Source organism: Bacillus sp. MHSD_36, from assembly GCF_030757775.1.
Classification (GTDB): Bacteria; Bacillota; Bacilli; order Bacillales; family Bacillaceae_G; genus Bacillus_A.
Genome location: NZ_JAVBIS010000001.1, coordinates 1,513,098 through 1,527,009 on the forward strand (window position 1 = coordinate 1,513,098; position 13,912 = coordinate 1,527,009).

At 33.9% G+C, this 13,912-nt stretch carries 15 protein-coding genes and 2 pseudogenes; 2 read left to right on the forward strand and 15 right to left on the reverse strand.

The features are described 5' to 3' along the window. Nucleotide 1 precedes the first annotated feature (1 nt). The 4 genes from Q9B79_RS07925 to Q9B79_RS07940 all read right to left on the reverse strand — a co-directional run bounded on the left by Q9B79_RS07925 (nucleotide 2) and on the right by Q9B79_RS07940 (nucleotide 4,272). Nucleotides 2–1,171, reverse strand: a complete 1,170-nt coding sequence (locus Q9B79_RS07925; protein ID WP_306183287.1) for a DEAD/DEAH box helicase — start codon at nucleotides 1,169–1,171, stop codon at nucleotides 2–4. Between the two features lie 19 nt (nucleotides 1,172–1,190). After that, complete coding sequence (locus tag Q9B79_RS07930) at nucleotides 1,191–1,718, reverse strand: hypothetical protein (RefSeq protein ID WP_306183288.1); 528 nt, start codon at nucleotides 1,716–1,718, stop codon at nucleotides 1,191–1,193. 90 nt (nucleotides 1,719–1,808) lie between these two features. Next, nucleotides 1,809–3,497: a formate--tetrahydrofolate ligase gene (locus Q9B79_RS07935; protein WP_012644371.1), complete on the reverse strand. Its 1,689-nt coding sequence runs from the start codon at nucleotides 3,495–3,497 to the stop codon at nucleotides 1,809–1,811. A 94-nt stretch (nucleotides 3,498–3,591) separates the two neighbouring features. Then, nucleotides 3,592–4,272 carry a class I SAM-dependent methyltransferase gene (locus Q9B79_RS07940; RefSeq protein ID WP_306183289.1) on the reverse strand — a complete coding sequence of 227 codons (681 nt, stop codon included), beginning with the start codon at nucleotides 4,270–4,272 and terminating at the stop codon, nucleotides 3,592–3,594. A 204-nt stretch (nucleotides 4,273–4,476) separates the two neighbouring features. On the opposite strand from Q9B79_RS07940, the gene Q9B79_RS07945 reads away from it, so the two are divergent. Beyond that, complete coding sequence (locus Q9B79_RS07945; protein ID WP_263703606.1) at nucleotides 4,477–4,815, forward strand: permease; 339 nt, start codon at nucleotides 4,477–4,479, stop codon at nucleotides 4,813–4,815. A gap of 29 nt (nucleotides 4,816–4,844) precedes the next feature. Here the strand turns inward: Q9B79_RS07945 and Q9B79_RS07950 are convergent, their stop codons facing one another. The 4 genes from Q9B79_RS07950 to ytfJ all read right to left on the reverse strand — a co-directional run bounded on the left by Q9B79_RS07950 (nucleotide 4,845) and on the right by ytfJ (nucleotide 6,861). Beyond that, nucleotides 4,845–5,057, reverse strand: a complete 213-nt coding sequence (locus Q9B79_RS07950; protein WP_306183290.1) for a hypothetical protein — start codon at nucleotides 5,055–5,057, stop codon at nucleotides 4,845–4,847. Nucleotides 5,058–5,126: 69 nt separating this feature from the next. Continuing rightward, complete coding sequence (locus Q9B79_RS07955) at nucleotides 5,127–5,447, reverse strand: hypothetical protein (RefSeq protein ID WP_306183291.1); 321 nt, start codon at nucleotides 5,445–5,447, stop codon at nucleotides 5,127–5,129. A 51-nt stretch (nucleotides 5,448–5,498) separates the two neighbouring features. Then, complete coding sequence (locus Q9B79_RS07960) at nucleotides 5,499–6,275, reverse strand: oxalate:formate antiporter (protein WP_306183292.1); 777 nt, start codon at nucleotides 6,273–6,275, stop codon at nucleotides 5,499–5,501. Nucleotides 6,276–6,435: 160 nt separating this feature from the next. Continuing rightward, entirely contained in the window at nucleotides 6,436–6,861 is a 426-nt protein-coding gene (ytfJ, locus tag Q9B79_RS07965) for a GerW family sporulation protein (RefSeq protein ID WP_000349987.1), read from the reverse strand. 131 nt (nucleotides 6,862–6,992) lie between these two features. On the opposite strand from ytfJ, the gene Q9B79_RS07970 reads away from it, so the two are divergent. Then, nucleotides 6,993–7,778: a GNAT family N-acetyltransferase gene (locus Q9B79_RS07970; protein WP_306183293.1), complete on the forward strand. Its 786-nt coding sequence runs from the start codon at nucleotides 6,993–6,995 to the stop codon at nucleotides 7,776–7,778. A 282-nt stretch (nucleotides 7,779–8,060) separates the two neighbouring features. On the opposite strand, the gene Q9B79_RS07975 is transcribed toward Q9B79_RS07970, so the two are convergent. The 7 genes and pseudogenes from Q9B79_RS07975 to Q9B79_RS08005 form a co-directional block, all read right to left on the reverse strand. After that, nucleotides 8,061–8,834, reverse strand: coding sequence for a DUF3952 domain-containing protein (locus Q9B79_RS07975; RefSeq protein WP_306183294.1), 774 nt, complete (start codon nucleotides 8,832–8,834; stop codon nucleotides 8,061–8,063). 176 nt (nucleotides 8,835–9,010) lie between these two features. Then, the gene (locus tag Q9B79_RS07980; protein WP_306183295.1) at nucleotides 9,011–9,787 is read right to left on the reverse strand and encodes a hypothetical protein; all 777 of its coding nucleotides are present in this window, start codon (nucleotides 9,785–9,787) and stop codon (nucleotides 9,011–9,013) included. A gap of 205 nt (nucleotides 9,788–9,992) precedes the next feature. After that, on the reverse strand, nucleotides 9,993–10,763 hold the full coding sequence (locus Q9B79_RS07985) for a hypothetical protein (protein WP_306183296.1): 771 nt from the start codon (nucleotides 10,761–10,763) through the stop codon (nucleotides 9,993–9,995). A gap of 100 nt (nucleotides 10,764–10,863) precedes the next feature. Further along, nucleotides 10,864–11,684 (reverse strand): annotated as a pseudogene (locus Q9B79_RS07990) (DUF3952 domain-containing protein). A gap of 33 nt (nucleotides 11,685–11,717) precedes the next feature. After that, on the reverse strand, nucleotides 11,718–12,521 hold the full coding sequence (locus Q9B79_RS07995; protein ID WP_000768455.1) for a DUF3952 domain-containing protein: 804 nt from the start codon (nucleotides 12,519–12,521) through the stop codon (nucleotides 11,718–11,720). Between the two features lie 199 nt (nucleotides 12,522–12,720). Continuing rightward, entirely contained in the window at nucleotides 12,721–13,515 is a 795-nt protein-coding gene (locus Q9B79_RS08000) for a hypothetical protein (RefSeq protein ID WP_306183297.1), read from the reverse strand. Between the two features lie 92 nt (nucleotides 13,516–13,607). After that, a pseudogene (locus Q9B79_RS08005) lies at nucleotides 13,608–13,797 on the reverse strand (hypothetical protein). Nucleotides 13,798–13,912 lie beyond the last annotated feature (115 nt).

The following is a 13,912-nucleotide window of genomic DNA, read 5'->3' on the forward strand; positions in this document are numbered from 1 at the left end:
TTTATCTAGGCTTCTTCTTCCCAGTAAACGCTGGTTTCTTTTTCTTTGGTGCTTTCGGTTTCGTTTCTACAAACGATCCTTTGAACATTTCTTGCTTCGTAAATACGATACCTAGTTTTTTCGCAAATTGCAGTAATTTACGCTCTTCTTGTGGAGTTACAAGAGATACGACAGTTCCTTCTTTACCCATACGTCCAGTACGTCCTGAGCGGTGGATATATTGGTCTACTGTGTCTGGTAATTCTAAGTGAATTACGTGTGTTAAATCATCAATATCAATACCGCGTGCCGCAATATCAGTAGCAAGTAGAATTTCTAATTTCCCGCCGCGGAATGCACGCATCGTTGCTTCACGCTCTTGCTTACTTGCTTCTGCATGAAGAGCTGCTGCTTTCATTTTGCGGAATTTCAATTTCTGAGTAATTTCATCTAAACGGAATGGGTCATTTAAGAAAGCAACTGCTTTGACATCGCCCATATGCATAATTCTTCTTACGTAATCATTTTTTTCGCGTCGCTCACAGATGATGTACGTATGTTCAACTAAGCTTTTTGACTCAGCGCGAGTTACACGTACTAATTGTGGTTCAACTGCTAAATCACGTGCTGCGTCTTCTGCAGCTTTTGTCATTGTTGCCGAGAAGAATACTAATTGACGATCGCGCATTGTAGATTTAATTACATCTTGTACAGCGCCCATCATCTTTTGTTTTACAATTTGATCAAACTCATCAAATACAATTGTTTTCACTTCATGCATCTTTAGCTTTTTCATACGAATTAATTCTAAAATACGGCCTGGTGAACCGACAATTACTCTCGGATGTTTCTTTAATTTTTCAACTTGGCGCTTAATATCTGCACCACCAATTAAAGATGCACCTGAAATTTCAGTTCCTGCTGTAAACTTTTGAACCTCTTCGTGAATTTGCATGACAAGCTCACGTGTTGGCGCTAAAACAACAACTTGTGGCTGTTTTATTTCAGGATTAATTTTATGTAAAAGGGGTAATAAGTACGCTAATGTTTTTCCTGTTCCAGTTGGAGATTCAGCTATAACGTCTTGTCCTTCTAAAATAGTTGGAATCGCTTGTTTTTGAATTTCAGTTAACTCTTTAAAACCAGCCTTCTCCCAAGCTTGTTGTAAAAATGGTTGCATATCTTTTATCATTTGTTTTTCTCCTTTATCTCTATTTTTGAAGAAAATGTTGTATTGTTCGCACCGTTTCTATCATGTGTGAAATAACAGCTATTAAATCATCAACATGGTCTTCTGTAATCGCTTTTTGAAATAGAACCTCTACCTTATTATGATATGAAATCGCTTGCTTATTATATTCGTATGAAAGTTTTTGCGTAATCATTCTTTCTTTTCCCCATATAGAATGCATGAAAATTTCAATTTCTTCACACATTATTTCTGGTTTTTCTATCGGGAATGAAAATGCTAATTTCATTTCACAACCTGGTGTAAATTGTGGTACTTCTAATATTTCACCAGACAAGTTCTTTGCATCTACAGATAGTGAGAATGTTGCTTCTACTAACGGTTCGAATGGTTCTGTTAATTGAAATGAAATATGATATATACGACTTAATGAAGCAAGGTCCATCATATCTTTTCGATCTGTTACAAGAATATCTCCATGTAAATCAAAATCATAAACAGCGCCTTCTACGATTACTTTTAAATTATCAAAAGCAGTTGGATCAAACATAATTTCCTCCAAAAAACAGGCGCCTTTCGATGGAAAGGCGCCACTTGATGTATATATAGTTTACAGATAAACGAGATGAATTACAACCTTTTAGAATAAACCTACTGCTTTTCCATCTTCATTTACGTCCATTTGTAGTGCTGCTGGCTGTTTTGGAAGGCCTGGCATTGTTAACATTGTTCCTGTTAACGCAACGATAAACCCTGCACCGATAGATGGTTTTAGCTCACGAATTGTAACGATAAAATCAGATGGACGACCTAATTTCGTTGCATCGTCAGAAAGAGAATATTGTGTTTTCGCCATACAAATTGGTAGGTTACTCCATCCCTCTCCTTCATATTGAGCTAATTGCTTACGTGCTTTCGGAGCAAACTCAATATCTTTTGCACCGTACACTTTTTGAGCAATTGTGCGGATTTTTTCTTCTAATGGCAATTCTAATTCATAAAGTGGTGCGTAGTTGTTCTCACCTTTTTCGATTTCTTTTAATACTTTTTCAGCAAGGTCAACTCCGCCTTGGCCACCCTTCTCCCAAACTTCCGTTAAGGATACTGCATAGCCACGCTCATTGCACCACTCTTGTAAGTATGCAACTTCTGCATCTGTATCTGTAATAAATTTATTAATTGCAATTACGAAAGGTACACCGAAGCTTTGAATTGTTTCAACATGCTTCTGTAAGTTTTCCATACCTTTTGCTAATGCGTCTACATTTTCTTCTTTTAATTGATCTTTTGCTACGCCACCATGCATTTTAAGCGCACGAATAGTAGCAACAATAACAACAGCTTCTGGTTTAATGCCAGCTGCACGAGCTTTAATATCTAAAAACTTCTCTGCACCTAAATCAGCACCGAATCCGGCTTCTGTAATAACATAATCACCTAATTTTGCTGCCATTGTTGTAGCGATAACACTGTTACAACCGTGAGCGATATTCGCAAATGGTCCGCCGTGAATGATAGCTGGTGTATTTTCTAACGTTTGTACTAAGTTTGGTTTTAATGCATCTTTTAATAATAATGTTAACGCACCTTCTACACCTAAATCTTTAACCGTTACAGGTTGATTTGCAAAGTTATAAGCAACTACGATGCGAGATAGACGCGCTTTTAAATCTTGAATATCTGTTGCAAGGCAGAATACGGCCATAATTTCAGATGCTACTGTAATATCGAAACCGTCTTCACGTGGTACACCTTGAACTGGTCCACCAAGACCAATTACTACGTTACGTAGAGCACGATCATTTAAGTCAACACAGCGTTTCCAAACGATTTTACGCGTATCAATTCCAAGTGTGTTTCCTTGTTGGATATGATTATCAATAAACGCCGCTAACGCGTTATTGGCAGTTGTGATTGCATGAATATCTCCAGTAAAGTGAAGGTTAATGTCTTCCATAGGTACAACCTGTGAAAAACCACCGCCTGCTGCTCCGCCTTTTAGTCCCATCGTTGGTCCAAGAGATGGTTCGCGAAGTGCAATTACTGTTTTCTTACCAATTTTATTAAAAGCTTGACCTAAACCAACTGTTACTGTTGATTTACCTTCTCCAGCCGGAGTTGGGTTAATCGCAGTTACTAAAACAACTTTACCGTCTTTCTCATTCTGTAAGCGCTTAAAAATATCAAGAGATAACTTACCTTTATAATGCCCGTATGGCTCTAATTCATCTTCTAAAATATTTAATTCAGCTGCAATTTCTTGAATCTTCTTCATACTTGCTTCTTGTGCGATTTCAATGTCGGATTTAACTGTTGTAGTAGTTGTCATATACCCTAGTCCCCCTTTAATTGGTTCTGATGATATTGTATCAGTTTTTTGTATTTTCTGCACTTATTTACCTCCTAAAAATTCTTTCAGTTCTTTATACGTTTTTTAACATAAATACCCATAAGAATGTTAACGATTGTTGTAACTCTGTAGAGAGTTGACCTAACATCTTCTCATTTACTCCGCGCTTATATACACCGATTCCATCTACAACTTCAAAACCTTGTTCTTTTGCTAACTGTTCAAATTCCCAAGGCATCATCGTATTACAAACAACGTCTTTGCCGTATAAACGAGGATAGCTGTTCTCTCGCGGCTTTGCTGTCGGTCCTAAAATTGCAATACATGCATACCCATCGCTTTTTAAAACACGCTTTATCTCATGTAATGCTTGTAATGGCTCCTCGGTCCATTCCAAAGAATTAATTGCCATAATTGATTCAAATTGTTCATTTTCGAACGGTAAGGAAGAAAAATCCCCTTTTATAAAGGATAAATCCGGTCCTTCTCCGCGCTCCTTCCCTTTTTGAATCATCACTTCTGATAAATCTACTCCAACTGCTTTATAGCCTGCGCGACTTAATTTATATGTACCATATCCATCTCCACAACCAACGTCAAGCACCTTGGCTTCTTTCTTCACGTATTGTTCAAAAAATGGAATAATCGTACTCCTACTCCCACTATCCCACATCTCCTGACTATTTTGATTCCAAAACTCTGCACTACTATCCCATTTCTTCTCTGCTGATTCATGCCAATTAAATTTCGTCATGCATTCCCCTACCTTCACGGTTTATCACTCATTTCATTCTACACCATTTTCCAAAATTCCTGTTTATCTTCATTAGGAGATGTACATGCTAACGATGGAATCTTTATTCTCCAATTTTTGCTTTACTTGGGTTTAACTCATACTCATGTTCTTCTCTTTATGAAAGATACTATAGGTACACCCAATTGAAAGAGAGGGATGTACATGCGAAGAAAGAGAAATCATCATTTTAAAAGTGGTGAAAAAAACGAAGAGTATGCAGCTGAAATATCACCAGCTGGCATACCAATTAGACGTAAGCGTAAAGAAATTGCAAATGAAATAGAAGGTACAAATACCGGTGCAATGATAGGTTATGTCGCTTTATTTCTTTCGCTTTTCTCAATTGCATTTTATCCAGTTACACTCGGTTCTCTTGCAATTTTAGTTGGCTTATTAGCTGTCAATTTTGGAGCAAGAACACTTGGATATACAGCAATTGGTTTTGGTAGTTTTTCTGTTTTATTTACTTTACTTTATCCGCTTGCTTTGTCAGCGTTTTAAAAAAACACACCAAGTTATACTTGGTGTGTTCATTCGTGATACAACATAATATGACCGCATCCACAGCAATGTTTTGCTGTAATTTCTTGAAACACTGGATAATTTTCTTCATCCCTAGGCTCAATAAACACCTTTTCAAAACGGTACATGTTTGGCGCATATGCCCAATCTTGTTTCGTACGTGCATATAATGTAGAAGAGAAAAACTCCTCACCGCCGCAAACAATACATGTGTTCTTCATCAATACCCCTCCTATGCTTGTCTTACTTCATCTATATGAACATAAGCATAAAAAAAAGACCTTCTATTACTAGAAAGTCTTCTCTGAAACAAAAAGAAATGTACCAAACATTCCTACTCCGCTATATTCTTTCGTAACACCAGCTTCAGTTTTAAATGTTTGTTTTACAGTCATAAAGAATACACCATTTCGTGCATCTGTACTTTCAAATTTTAGTTTTTCTTTTTTACCATCTACATTTTGTGTGCATTCAAAACTACTCTCGTCACATTTCAAGGCATACTTATCTTCTACATACACTTTAAAATCTGATTCTTTCGGACAAGTTATAAGTAATATTGCCACGAGAATAATACTTACAATACCCACAATTGTATAATATTTCTTCATTTGTACTCCTTTCAAATGACAAGAAAACTTGACTGCATGCGCCAAGTTTTCTTAGTCCACAACCCATTGCCACTCTTGTTCTTTCTTATCAAAAATAAGCCAACCAGTCTCTGTTGCTTCTTCTTTCAATTCATCGATATTATCTAGCACCTCATCCGTACTTTCAAACGAACCCACTACATATACCGGAATTTCAAGACCCCTTCTTGACTCAATTTTCCCTGCGAGATCGATATAAAGACCATCTTCCATTAATGGAATAAGCCCCATGATCAATTCTTTTGAAATTGCTGGGAAAATTTTTGATTTTTGGAACAAAGAAAAACGTTTCTTACCGAAAGCACCGAGTTTATAAGGAATGACTTTACTTAACATCCCTACAAAGTCAGCAATTCTGCGATAATACACTTTGTTGTACCATCCGTCATCATGTGAAAAATAAACAAATCTATTTTTCAATAGCGGAAAGAATGTTCTTGCAAGTGGTTCTTTTTTGTGAGCCAAATATAAAAGCTCTGCAATTTCTTTTGGCTCTAGTTCATCTAAATCGCTTGCATCATCAAAATCTACCCAACAAAATTCATCAAATTCATCAATCTCTGCTTGAATTAACTTATGTATATTTTCTTCCTCAACATATTCAAATAAAGTATGATAATGAAAATCTGTCCATTCAAAATTATGCTTTAAAAGCAACACTTGATGAAGCGGTGAAGGGATGTTACTTGCAAACTCTTTAAACGTAATTCCTGATGTAATAAAACAATGACCTCGACGATTACCATTAATATATATCATATTCTTTACTTGGTCAGATCCTCCAGACAAAGCACCTAGCCACCTTCGTTTTATATGTTTCAATTCTATAGCATATTTTAACATGAAAAATTTTAGAAACATAGAAAAAAATTCAAAAACTATTTACAATTTCATGTGTTTTATTACATAGTGATTACAAGAAAAAACGCCTGCTCGTAAGCAGGCGTTTTTAAAGGATTTCATCTGGATTTTGAGGATGATGATTTCCCTCTTTCTTTTCATCTTTTTGGAACATCGATTGAATTTTATCAATTGTTTGTGGAGCTAATTCAATCATTTTTTCTGCTAAATGTGTCGCATTTTGTAGATGCAGAATATTTACTCCATCTTTATTCACTACAAGAAATGCTACTGGTGTAATAGAAACACCACCCGCGCTACCGCCACCAAATGCAGGGTTACCGTTTGCTCTTTGTCCATCATTCGTTTGGAAATCAGAACCTCCTGCTCCAAAACCGAACGCTACTTTAGAAACCGTTAACACTACACCACCGTCAGCCGTTTGAACAGGCTCTCCAACAATCGTATTTACATCGACCATTTCCTTCAAATTTTCCATTGCCGCTTTCATTAACCCTTGAATTGGATGATCCACCGTTCATAACCTCCTTTGTCATATCTTTCCTAGTTTTTCCGAAAGTTGGTGAACTAAACATAAAATTTTATATTGATTTCAAAAAAATTAAGTTGTAATATTTAGAAAAATAAAAAAGAGGTCGATTCGTTATGATGAGAAAATTAACAAAGAAAGATCATGAACAAGTATTCGCTTACCTAAAAGAAGAAGCAGCCTTTAACTTGTTTATTATTGGGGATTTAGAAGCTTTCGGTTATGAAACAGACTTCCAAGAATTATGGGGCGTATGTAAAGAGAACGGAGCATTAAAATCGATTTTACTCCGCTTTCATGATGCATTCATACCCTATAGTAAAGAAGAATTTGTTACCACTGATTATGAGGCACTTCTTTCCGCATATAAGCCGCTTAAACTCTCTGGAAAATCAACTATTGTAGAAAGATTTGAAGCTTCCCCTACTATACAACTAGGTGCCAAAAATGAAATGTATTTTTGTGAATGTCTAAATGGCAACAGCTTATCTGACACGCCTATTCATGAAACGATTAAGCTTGCATCAATAGATGATGTAGATCGAATTATGCAATTAAGAAGTAGCATCGATGAATTCCCGACTGCTCATGAATCAGAAAAAATTTTAAGACAAGCTATCGAAACCAATACAGGACGTACATATTATATTGAAAAAAACGGCGCAATCATCGCATCCGCCTCAACTTCCGCTGAAAACTCATTATCTGCAATGGTTGTTGGCGTATGTACACACCCGAATTACCGCGGAAATGGATTTGCTTCACTCATATTACAAAAAATGATTCAAGACTTTACGAAAGAAGGCCGAACACTTTGTTTATTTTATAACAATCCAGCTGCTGGACGAATTTATAAACGACTAGGATTTAAAGACATTGGAATGTGGACGATGTATCGATAATAAGAAGTACTCTATAAGAGGAAATAGTCGTAACTTAGCAATAAAAGCCGCTTACACAAAAACTTCACACCGTTATTATGAAGAAACTACTTGAGGAGCGAGGACTCTAACTAAAAAATGTTATGCATTCAAACTAAATTTAGACAGATAAACGCCCCAATTGTTGCATCTACTCCAGCAATTGGGGCTACATATTTATACTCAAATTCTTTCCACTACAAATCGAAACATTTATCACACTTATGTCGCTATTATCTTTACGTGCAAATGCCCTTCTTAATATTACTGCTTCTTATTATACTGTGCTTTAAAATCAATATATTCCTGTCTCGCATCCTGATTATTGCCTTGGTGACTATCAAAAGATGTATGTATTTGTGATATATATTTTACTAACTTACCTTCATCATTTCTCTTCTTATAATCCACTACAATACTTACTTCCAATATCTGCTTTGAACCATTTTTAGAATCAATATGCAATGCGATTGATCCACCACCATATTCATCATATTGTATTTTCAACTTATCATTAATAATACTCTGAAACTCTAATTCAGTTAGTTTGTATCCAACAGTACTAGGCTGATCAAACTTTTTTATATCACCTCCGGGCTTCATCTTTAGTTTCCCTATCCCTTTTAAACGATCTACAATTAAGTTCACGTATGAAACATCTAGATTTGAATCCGGACTTTGCACCTTTTCATTTTTATACATAATATTTGTACTATAATTAACTTTTTCTTTATAATTTTTATCATCTACTTCCGAGGTAATTTCTTGTGTTGTATTCCCATATAAACTTTTATCTTTTATATTATATACGCCTGTCGAAGTTTGGTAGATTGTTTTACTATGCTCTCCATCTTCTTTTTGTTCATATGTACTATATATGCCTCTTTGTTCCACAAAAGCATACCCATCATCACTCGCAGACATAACCTTTTTCATGTCACCTTCATCCAATGCCTTAACAAATGGCTCATACTCTATCTTTTCTTCAAAAAAACTACATGCTTGTAATAGGCTGATTGCTATTATGATACTAATCATTTTAGAAACCCTTTTTTTGTTCATTTCATCATCACACTACCCACTCTACATTTTCAATTAGATAACCTACTAATCACTTTAATCACCTTACATAATTAAAATTTCTTTTAGAAGTTAAAATACTCTCCTGTAAATTATTACTTTTCTATCATCAAAACTTACAATACATACTTTCTTTATGCCTTACGTTTCGATTTACTTTTTTTATTTTTCTTTTGATATCTTGGGGTCTCTCTTTTATGTTGCTCCCACGTTTTATTAAATGACGGAAATTTAAATCTGCAATACGCTAATAGCTGAAATTCAGCTGCACCGATTGCTATCGTATACATTAAAAAGGTCCCTACTACATACATAAAGAAATCATCAAACCCATAATCGTTATGAAAATATATCAAAATAAGAATAGTTACTGCGTATAGTGTAGCCCACTTCATCATCTTCCCTTTTGTTTTACTAAAGAAAGAAGCAGACCTCTCATCCATACTAAACGCACCTTCACTCGCTTGCTTAAGTGTATCAAGCGTTGTAACAATATGAACAACAACTGCTCCTAAAAATAACAATCCTGCATACAGTAATGTAATCTGATCAATTGAATTATTAGCCATTTTAGTACCAATTAAAACTACGAGTAAGATTATTGCCATTTGAAATGCATTTAATAATACAACAAGTGTTTGTAGCTTTTGAAATTTAAATTGAGCTTTTGGAAATAAATATAGAATGAAAAAAATTACTTGCAGAGCATATAACAACACTTCCAGCTTAACAATTCCTATATTAAGGAGGACCATACAGTAATCCCAATCACCTGATACAATAATAGAAAAAACAGCTATTGAACTATAAAGTATTCCTCCAAACATAAATCCTGTAGCACCCTCAGGACTTAAACGATCATTACATGTCATCCTAAACTTATCTAAATCTTCTTCTTTTATATTCCACATCCTGGCCCTTCACCTTCTATACGTTTCAATTATTTTTCGCGCACTAAAATTCTATTAATATATTATTTATCCCGCTTTAATGGGCAGTAAGACCCCCACCTCAAAATGCAGCGAAAGCAAAGAAGTTAGGTGGGGGATCAACTGCCCATAAAAGTCCGATTGGTTCAACTAATAATCAGTGGGGGATGAAGAAAACCCCCACTGATTAAAGTTTCACTTTATTTTTCGTTTTGAATTTCTTATTTCGCTTTCGAATTCTCCCACGCATTCTCTTATTCTCTTCCCACGTCATATGAAATGACTTAAATTTGAATCTACAGTACGCCAATAGTTGGAATTCTGCCGCTCCGATTGCAACCGCATACATTAATACAGTTCCTACTCCATACATAACAAAAAAATCAATTGAATAATCATTTTGAAAATACATCAAAATAAGTAGTATGAATATATATATTATAGCTCCCTTTATCATAGCCCCTTTTGTCTTACTAAAAAACGATGTGGATCTTTCATCACTACTAAATGCACCTTTACTTGCTTGTTTAAATGTATCTAGCGTTGCTACAATATGGATAATAACTGCTCCTACAACTAGTAGCCCGGTATACATCCTACCAATTGAATTGTCAGCCATTTCAGAAACAATCGAAACTACCAATAATATTGTTCCAAGTTGAAACGCATATAGTAATACGATTAGCGTTTGTAACTTTTGAAATTTAAAACATGCTTTCGGAAATAGATATATAATTAAAAATATAATTTGAATACTAAATAACACAATTTCAGTTTTAACAATTGCTCTATCAAAAAAATTGTTGTAGTAATTCAAATCACCTACAAAAATAATAAACATAAATATTGAAATATAAAATATTGTTCCAAGCATAAAACCCGTAGCACCTTCAGGACTTAAGCGATCTTGACATGTTATTCGAAATTCATCTAAATCTTCTTCTTTTATGTTCCACATTTGTTAGCTCCACCTTTCCCCGAACTATAGTATATTACCAAAATAAAGATGCAATTTTCTTAGTCACTGATTTTATACCTTTTTATTTTCATCGCAACTCTTAACCATCTCTTTTGTTGTACTGCGCCTTGTATTTTAAATATTCCTGTCTCGCATCTTGGTTATTATCCTGTTTTCTATTAAAATACGTTATTATTTGGAACATATTTTCTACTAATTTTCCATCCTCATTCTTTTCTTTAAAGTCTATATCTATCCTCATTTGCAAAATTTGTTTTGGATTTTTGGGGGCATCCAGGCGCAATACGATTGTTGCTCCATCAAATTCATCGTATTGTATCTTTAATTTATTATTAATAATATCTTTAAATTCAGATTCAGTTAGTCGATATCCCACTGAATTAGGCTGATCAAACTTTTTATATCATCCTCGGGCTTCATCTTTAGTTTCCCTATCCCTTTTAAACGATCTACAATTAAGTTTACGTATGAAACATCTAGATTTGAATCCGAACTTTTCACCTGTCCATTTTTATACTTAACATGAGTACTATAAATAGTTTCTTTTTTATAATTCTCATTTGTCCTTTTTCCCTTGTCTTTTTCTATATCAGTCGCAACTGTTTGTATCGCCTCTCCATATAAACTTTTATCTTTTGTATTATATACACCTTCCGTAGTTTGACGAATTGTCTTACTGTGCTCTCCATCTTCTTTTTGCTCAAACGTACTATAAATACCTCTTTGTTCCACAAAAGCATACCCATCATCACTCGCAGACATAACCGTCTTCATATCACCTTCATCCAATGCCTTTACTAATCTCTCATACTCTATTTTTGTTTCCCCGAAACTGCACGCACTTAGTAAAAACGTTACTGTCATTACAATAACTATTTTTTTAACTAACCTTTTACTCATGCCATAATTACACCTTTCCCCTTATTTTATACATTACTTATTATTCAAATATTGTTTTTCATACTCCTCATATCGGGTTTTAGAAGCTTTATCATTATCTTCTTTACTATTTAAATAGATTGCTATTTTTTGATCATGCCTTATTAATCGGCCTTCTTTATTCTTTTTTTCATATCCCATTGTGATGCTTATTGTAGTGAATTCCAGTGGATTTTCTTTTGAATCTTTCGCCGAACTAAACTCCATTAATAATATTGCTTCATTAAATTTATCGTAGTCCACCTTTAACTTATTATTAATTATTTCTTGAAATTCCGATTCAGTTAAGTAATATGTTACCTTGGATGACTCACTAAATCTTTTTTTATCTTTTTTGGGTCTTAAACTATCTATTCCCTTTAATCTATTAAATATAAATTGGACATTTGAAACATCCAAATTTTGATCTGGACTTTTTGATTGATTATCTTCATATTTAATATTAGTTCTATATACAATCTCTTCTTTTTTTTGCTCACTATTTAATGAACTAGCAATTTCTTGCAAAGTTGTTCCATAGAACTTTTTTTCTTTAATATTGTATACTCCTCCTGTTGTTTGATATACAACGCTAATGCGATTATCATTTTCCGCCCCAAACGTGCTATCCCTAACCTCTTCTTTCACATAAGCATACCCATCATCACTCGCAGACATAGCCGTCTTCATATCACCTTCATCCAATGCCTTTACTAATCTCTCATACTCTATCTTCGTCTCCCCAAAACCACATCCACTTAATAAATTTGCTATTATTGACAGAACTATCATCATCTTGGCTTTCTTCTTTAACTTCATACTGACACCCCGTTGATTTCTCTAGGCATTTTTAAGTTCATTATGTTCCTTTTTGGAAAGTAATACATCTCACCTTTACTTACTGATATTTACTTACTCGTACAGATTATATTGAAGATGCTTTAATTTTTAATAGCATTGATTTATATACAATCCTTAATTGCTTATATATTCTATTCGAATTTTCAGAAACCAAAACTTATTTTATTTCTTTCACTTTCTTTTCCTCCCTCTCTTTATAACGTTTTAAGAATTCCTGACGTTCCCTTTCATGCTCCTCCCACGAAATATAAAATGATGGAAATTTAAATCTACAATAGGCTAATAATTGGAACTCTGCTGCACCTATGGCTACTGTGTACATTACAAGGGTTCCTGCCATATACCCCACTAAAACCCCTGTTTCATAATTATTATGAAAATAAATTAAAATAAGAAGGGGTAGTACATATATCGTAATACCAATCATTGTATTGTTTTTTATTTTACTAAAAAATGAAGTTGCTCTTTCATCCATACTAAATGCTCCACTCTCTGCTTGTTTAAAGGTATCAATCGTTGTCACCAGATGAACAAAAACTGCTCCTAGGAATAATAAACCCACATACAATAATGTAATTTGATCAATTGAATAATTTGAAATTGCTGGAAGTATAAATAATGTGAATCCTATAGTTCCTAGCTGAAATGCAAATAATAATATCACAAATGCTTGCAACTTTTGATATTTGAAACGAGCTTTTGGAATTAGATATAGAATGAAAAAGATTACTTGCAAACCATATAACACTAATTCAATACTAACAATTATTTTGTCAAAGAGAGTTGGATAGTAACCCCAGCCAATCTTAATTAATGCTACCAAAATAAAAAGCATGAATAATGAACTATAAACTATTCCTCCAAACATAAACACCATAGAATCTTCTGGGCTTAAGCGATTTCTACATGTTATTTTAAATTCATCTAAATCTTTTTCTTTTATATTCCACATATAATTACACCATCTTTTCTAAAATCATGTAATAACTCTATTTTTGTAGACAAACTGAGAGTAAATAAATGTTTTTGGTATTTCATATTAAACTAACCTTTTTTACTTTTTTTAACAAACACAAAATACAGCGATAGCATTAGTATTAAGCCTATTCCACAAACCAATACACCTCCATATTCTTTCTGGTATAAAAAATAAACATAATCCGACAATAATAGGTGCTATTACACTTTCAAATAAACCTTTTTCTTTTTTTACAGCTTTAGAATCTTTATTCAAGATATTACATTCCTCCCTTTACTAGTTAATTTATGAATAATGTATTCATTCTATCTTCAATATAAGTTTACGAGTATCATTTATAACTTTCTTTTCAGTTTTTGTTTCGCTTTTG

Coding starts and splice junctions, on each gene's coding strand:
- Q9B79_RS07975 (WP_306183294.1), bottom strand. CDS start 8,834: ATGATTAGTATCATAATAGCAATCAGCCTATTACAAGCATGTAGTTTT.
- Q9B79_RS07980 (WP_306183295.1), bottom strand. CDS start 9,787: ATGTGGAATATAAAAGAAGAAGATTTAGATAAGTTTAGGATGACATGT.
- Q9B79_RS07955 (WP_306183291.1), bottom strand. CDS start 5,447: ATGAAGAAATATTATACAATTGTGGGTATTGTAAGTATTATTCTCGTG.
- Q9B79_RS07985 (WP_306183296.1), bottom strand. CDS start 10,763: ATGTGGAACATAAAAGAAGAAGATTTAGATGAATTTCGAATAACATGT.
- Q9B79_RS07950 (WP_306183290.1), bottom strand. CDS start 5,057: ATGAAGAACACATGTATTGTTTGCGGCGGTGAGGAGTTTTTCTCTTCT.
- Q9B79_RS07925 (WP_306183287.1), bottom strand. CDS start 1,171: ATGATAAAAGATATGCAACCATTTTTACAACAAGCTTGGGAGAAGGCT.
- Q9B79_RS07930 (WP_306183288.1), bottom strand. CDS start 1,718: ATGTTTGATCCAACTGCTTTTGATAATTTAAAAGTAATCGTAGAAGGC.
- Q9B79_RS07940 (WP_306183289.1), bottom strand. CDS start 4,272: ATGACGAAATTTAATTGGCATGAATCAGCAGAGAAGAAATGGGATAGT.
- Q9B79_RS07970 (WP_306183293.1), top strand. CDS start 6,993: ATGATGAGAAAATTAACAAAGAAAGATCATGAACAAGTATTCGCTTAC.
- Q9B79_RS08000 (WP_306183297.1), bottom strand. CDS start 13,515: ATGTGGAATATAAAAGAAAAAGATTTAGATGAATTTAAAATAACATGT.
- Q9B79_RS07935 (WP_012644371.1), bottom strand. CDS start 3,497: ATGACAACTACTACAACAGTTAAATCCGACATTGAAATCGCACAAGAA.
- Q9B79_RS07945 (WP_263703606.1), top strand. CDS start 4,477: ATGCGAAGAAAGAGAAATCATCATTTTAAAAGTGGTGAAAAAAACGAA.
- Q9B79_RS07995 (WP_000768455.1), bottom strand. CDS start 12,521: ATGAAGTTAAAGAAGAAAGCCAAGATGATGATAGTTCTGTCAATAATA.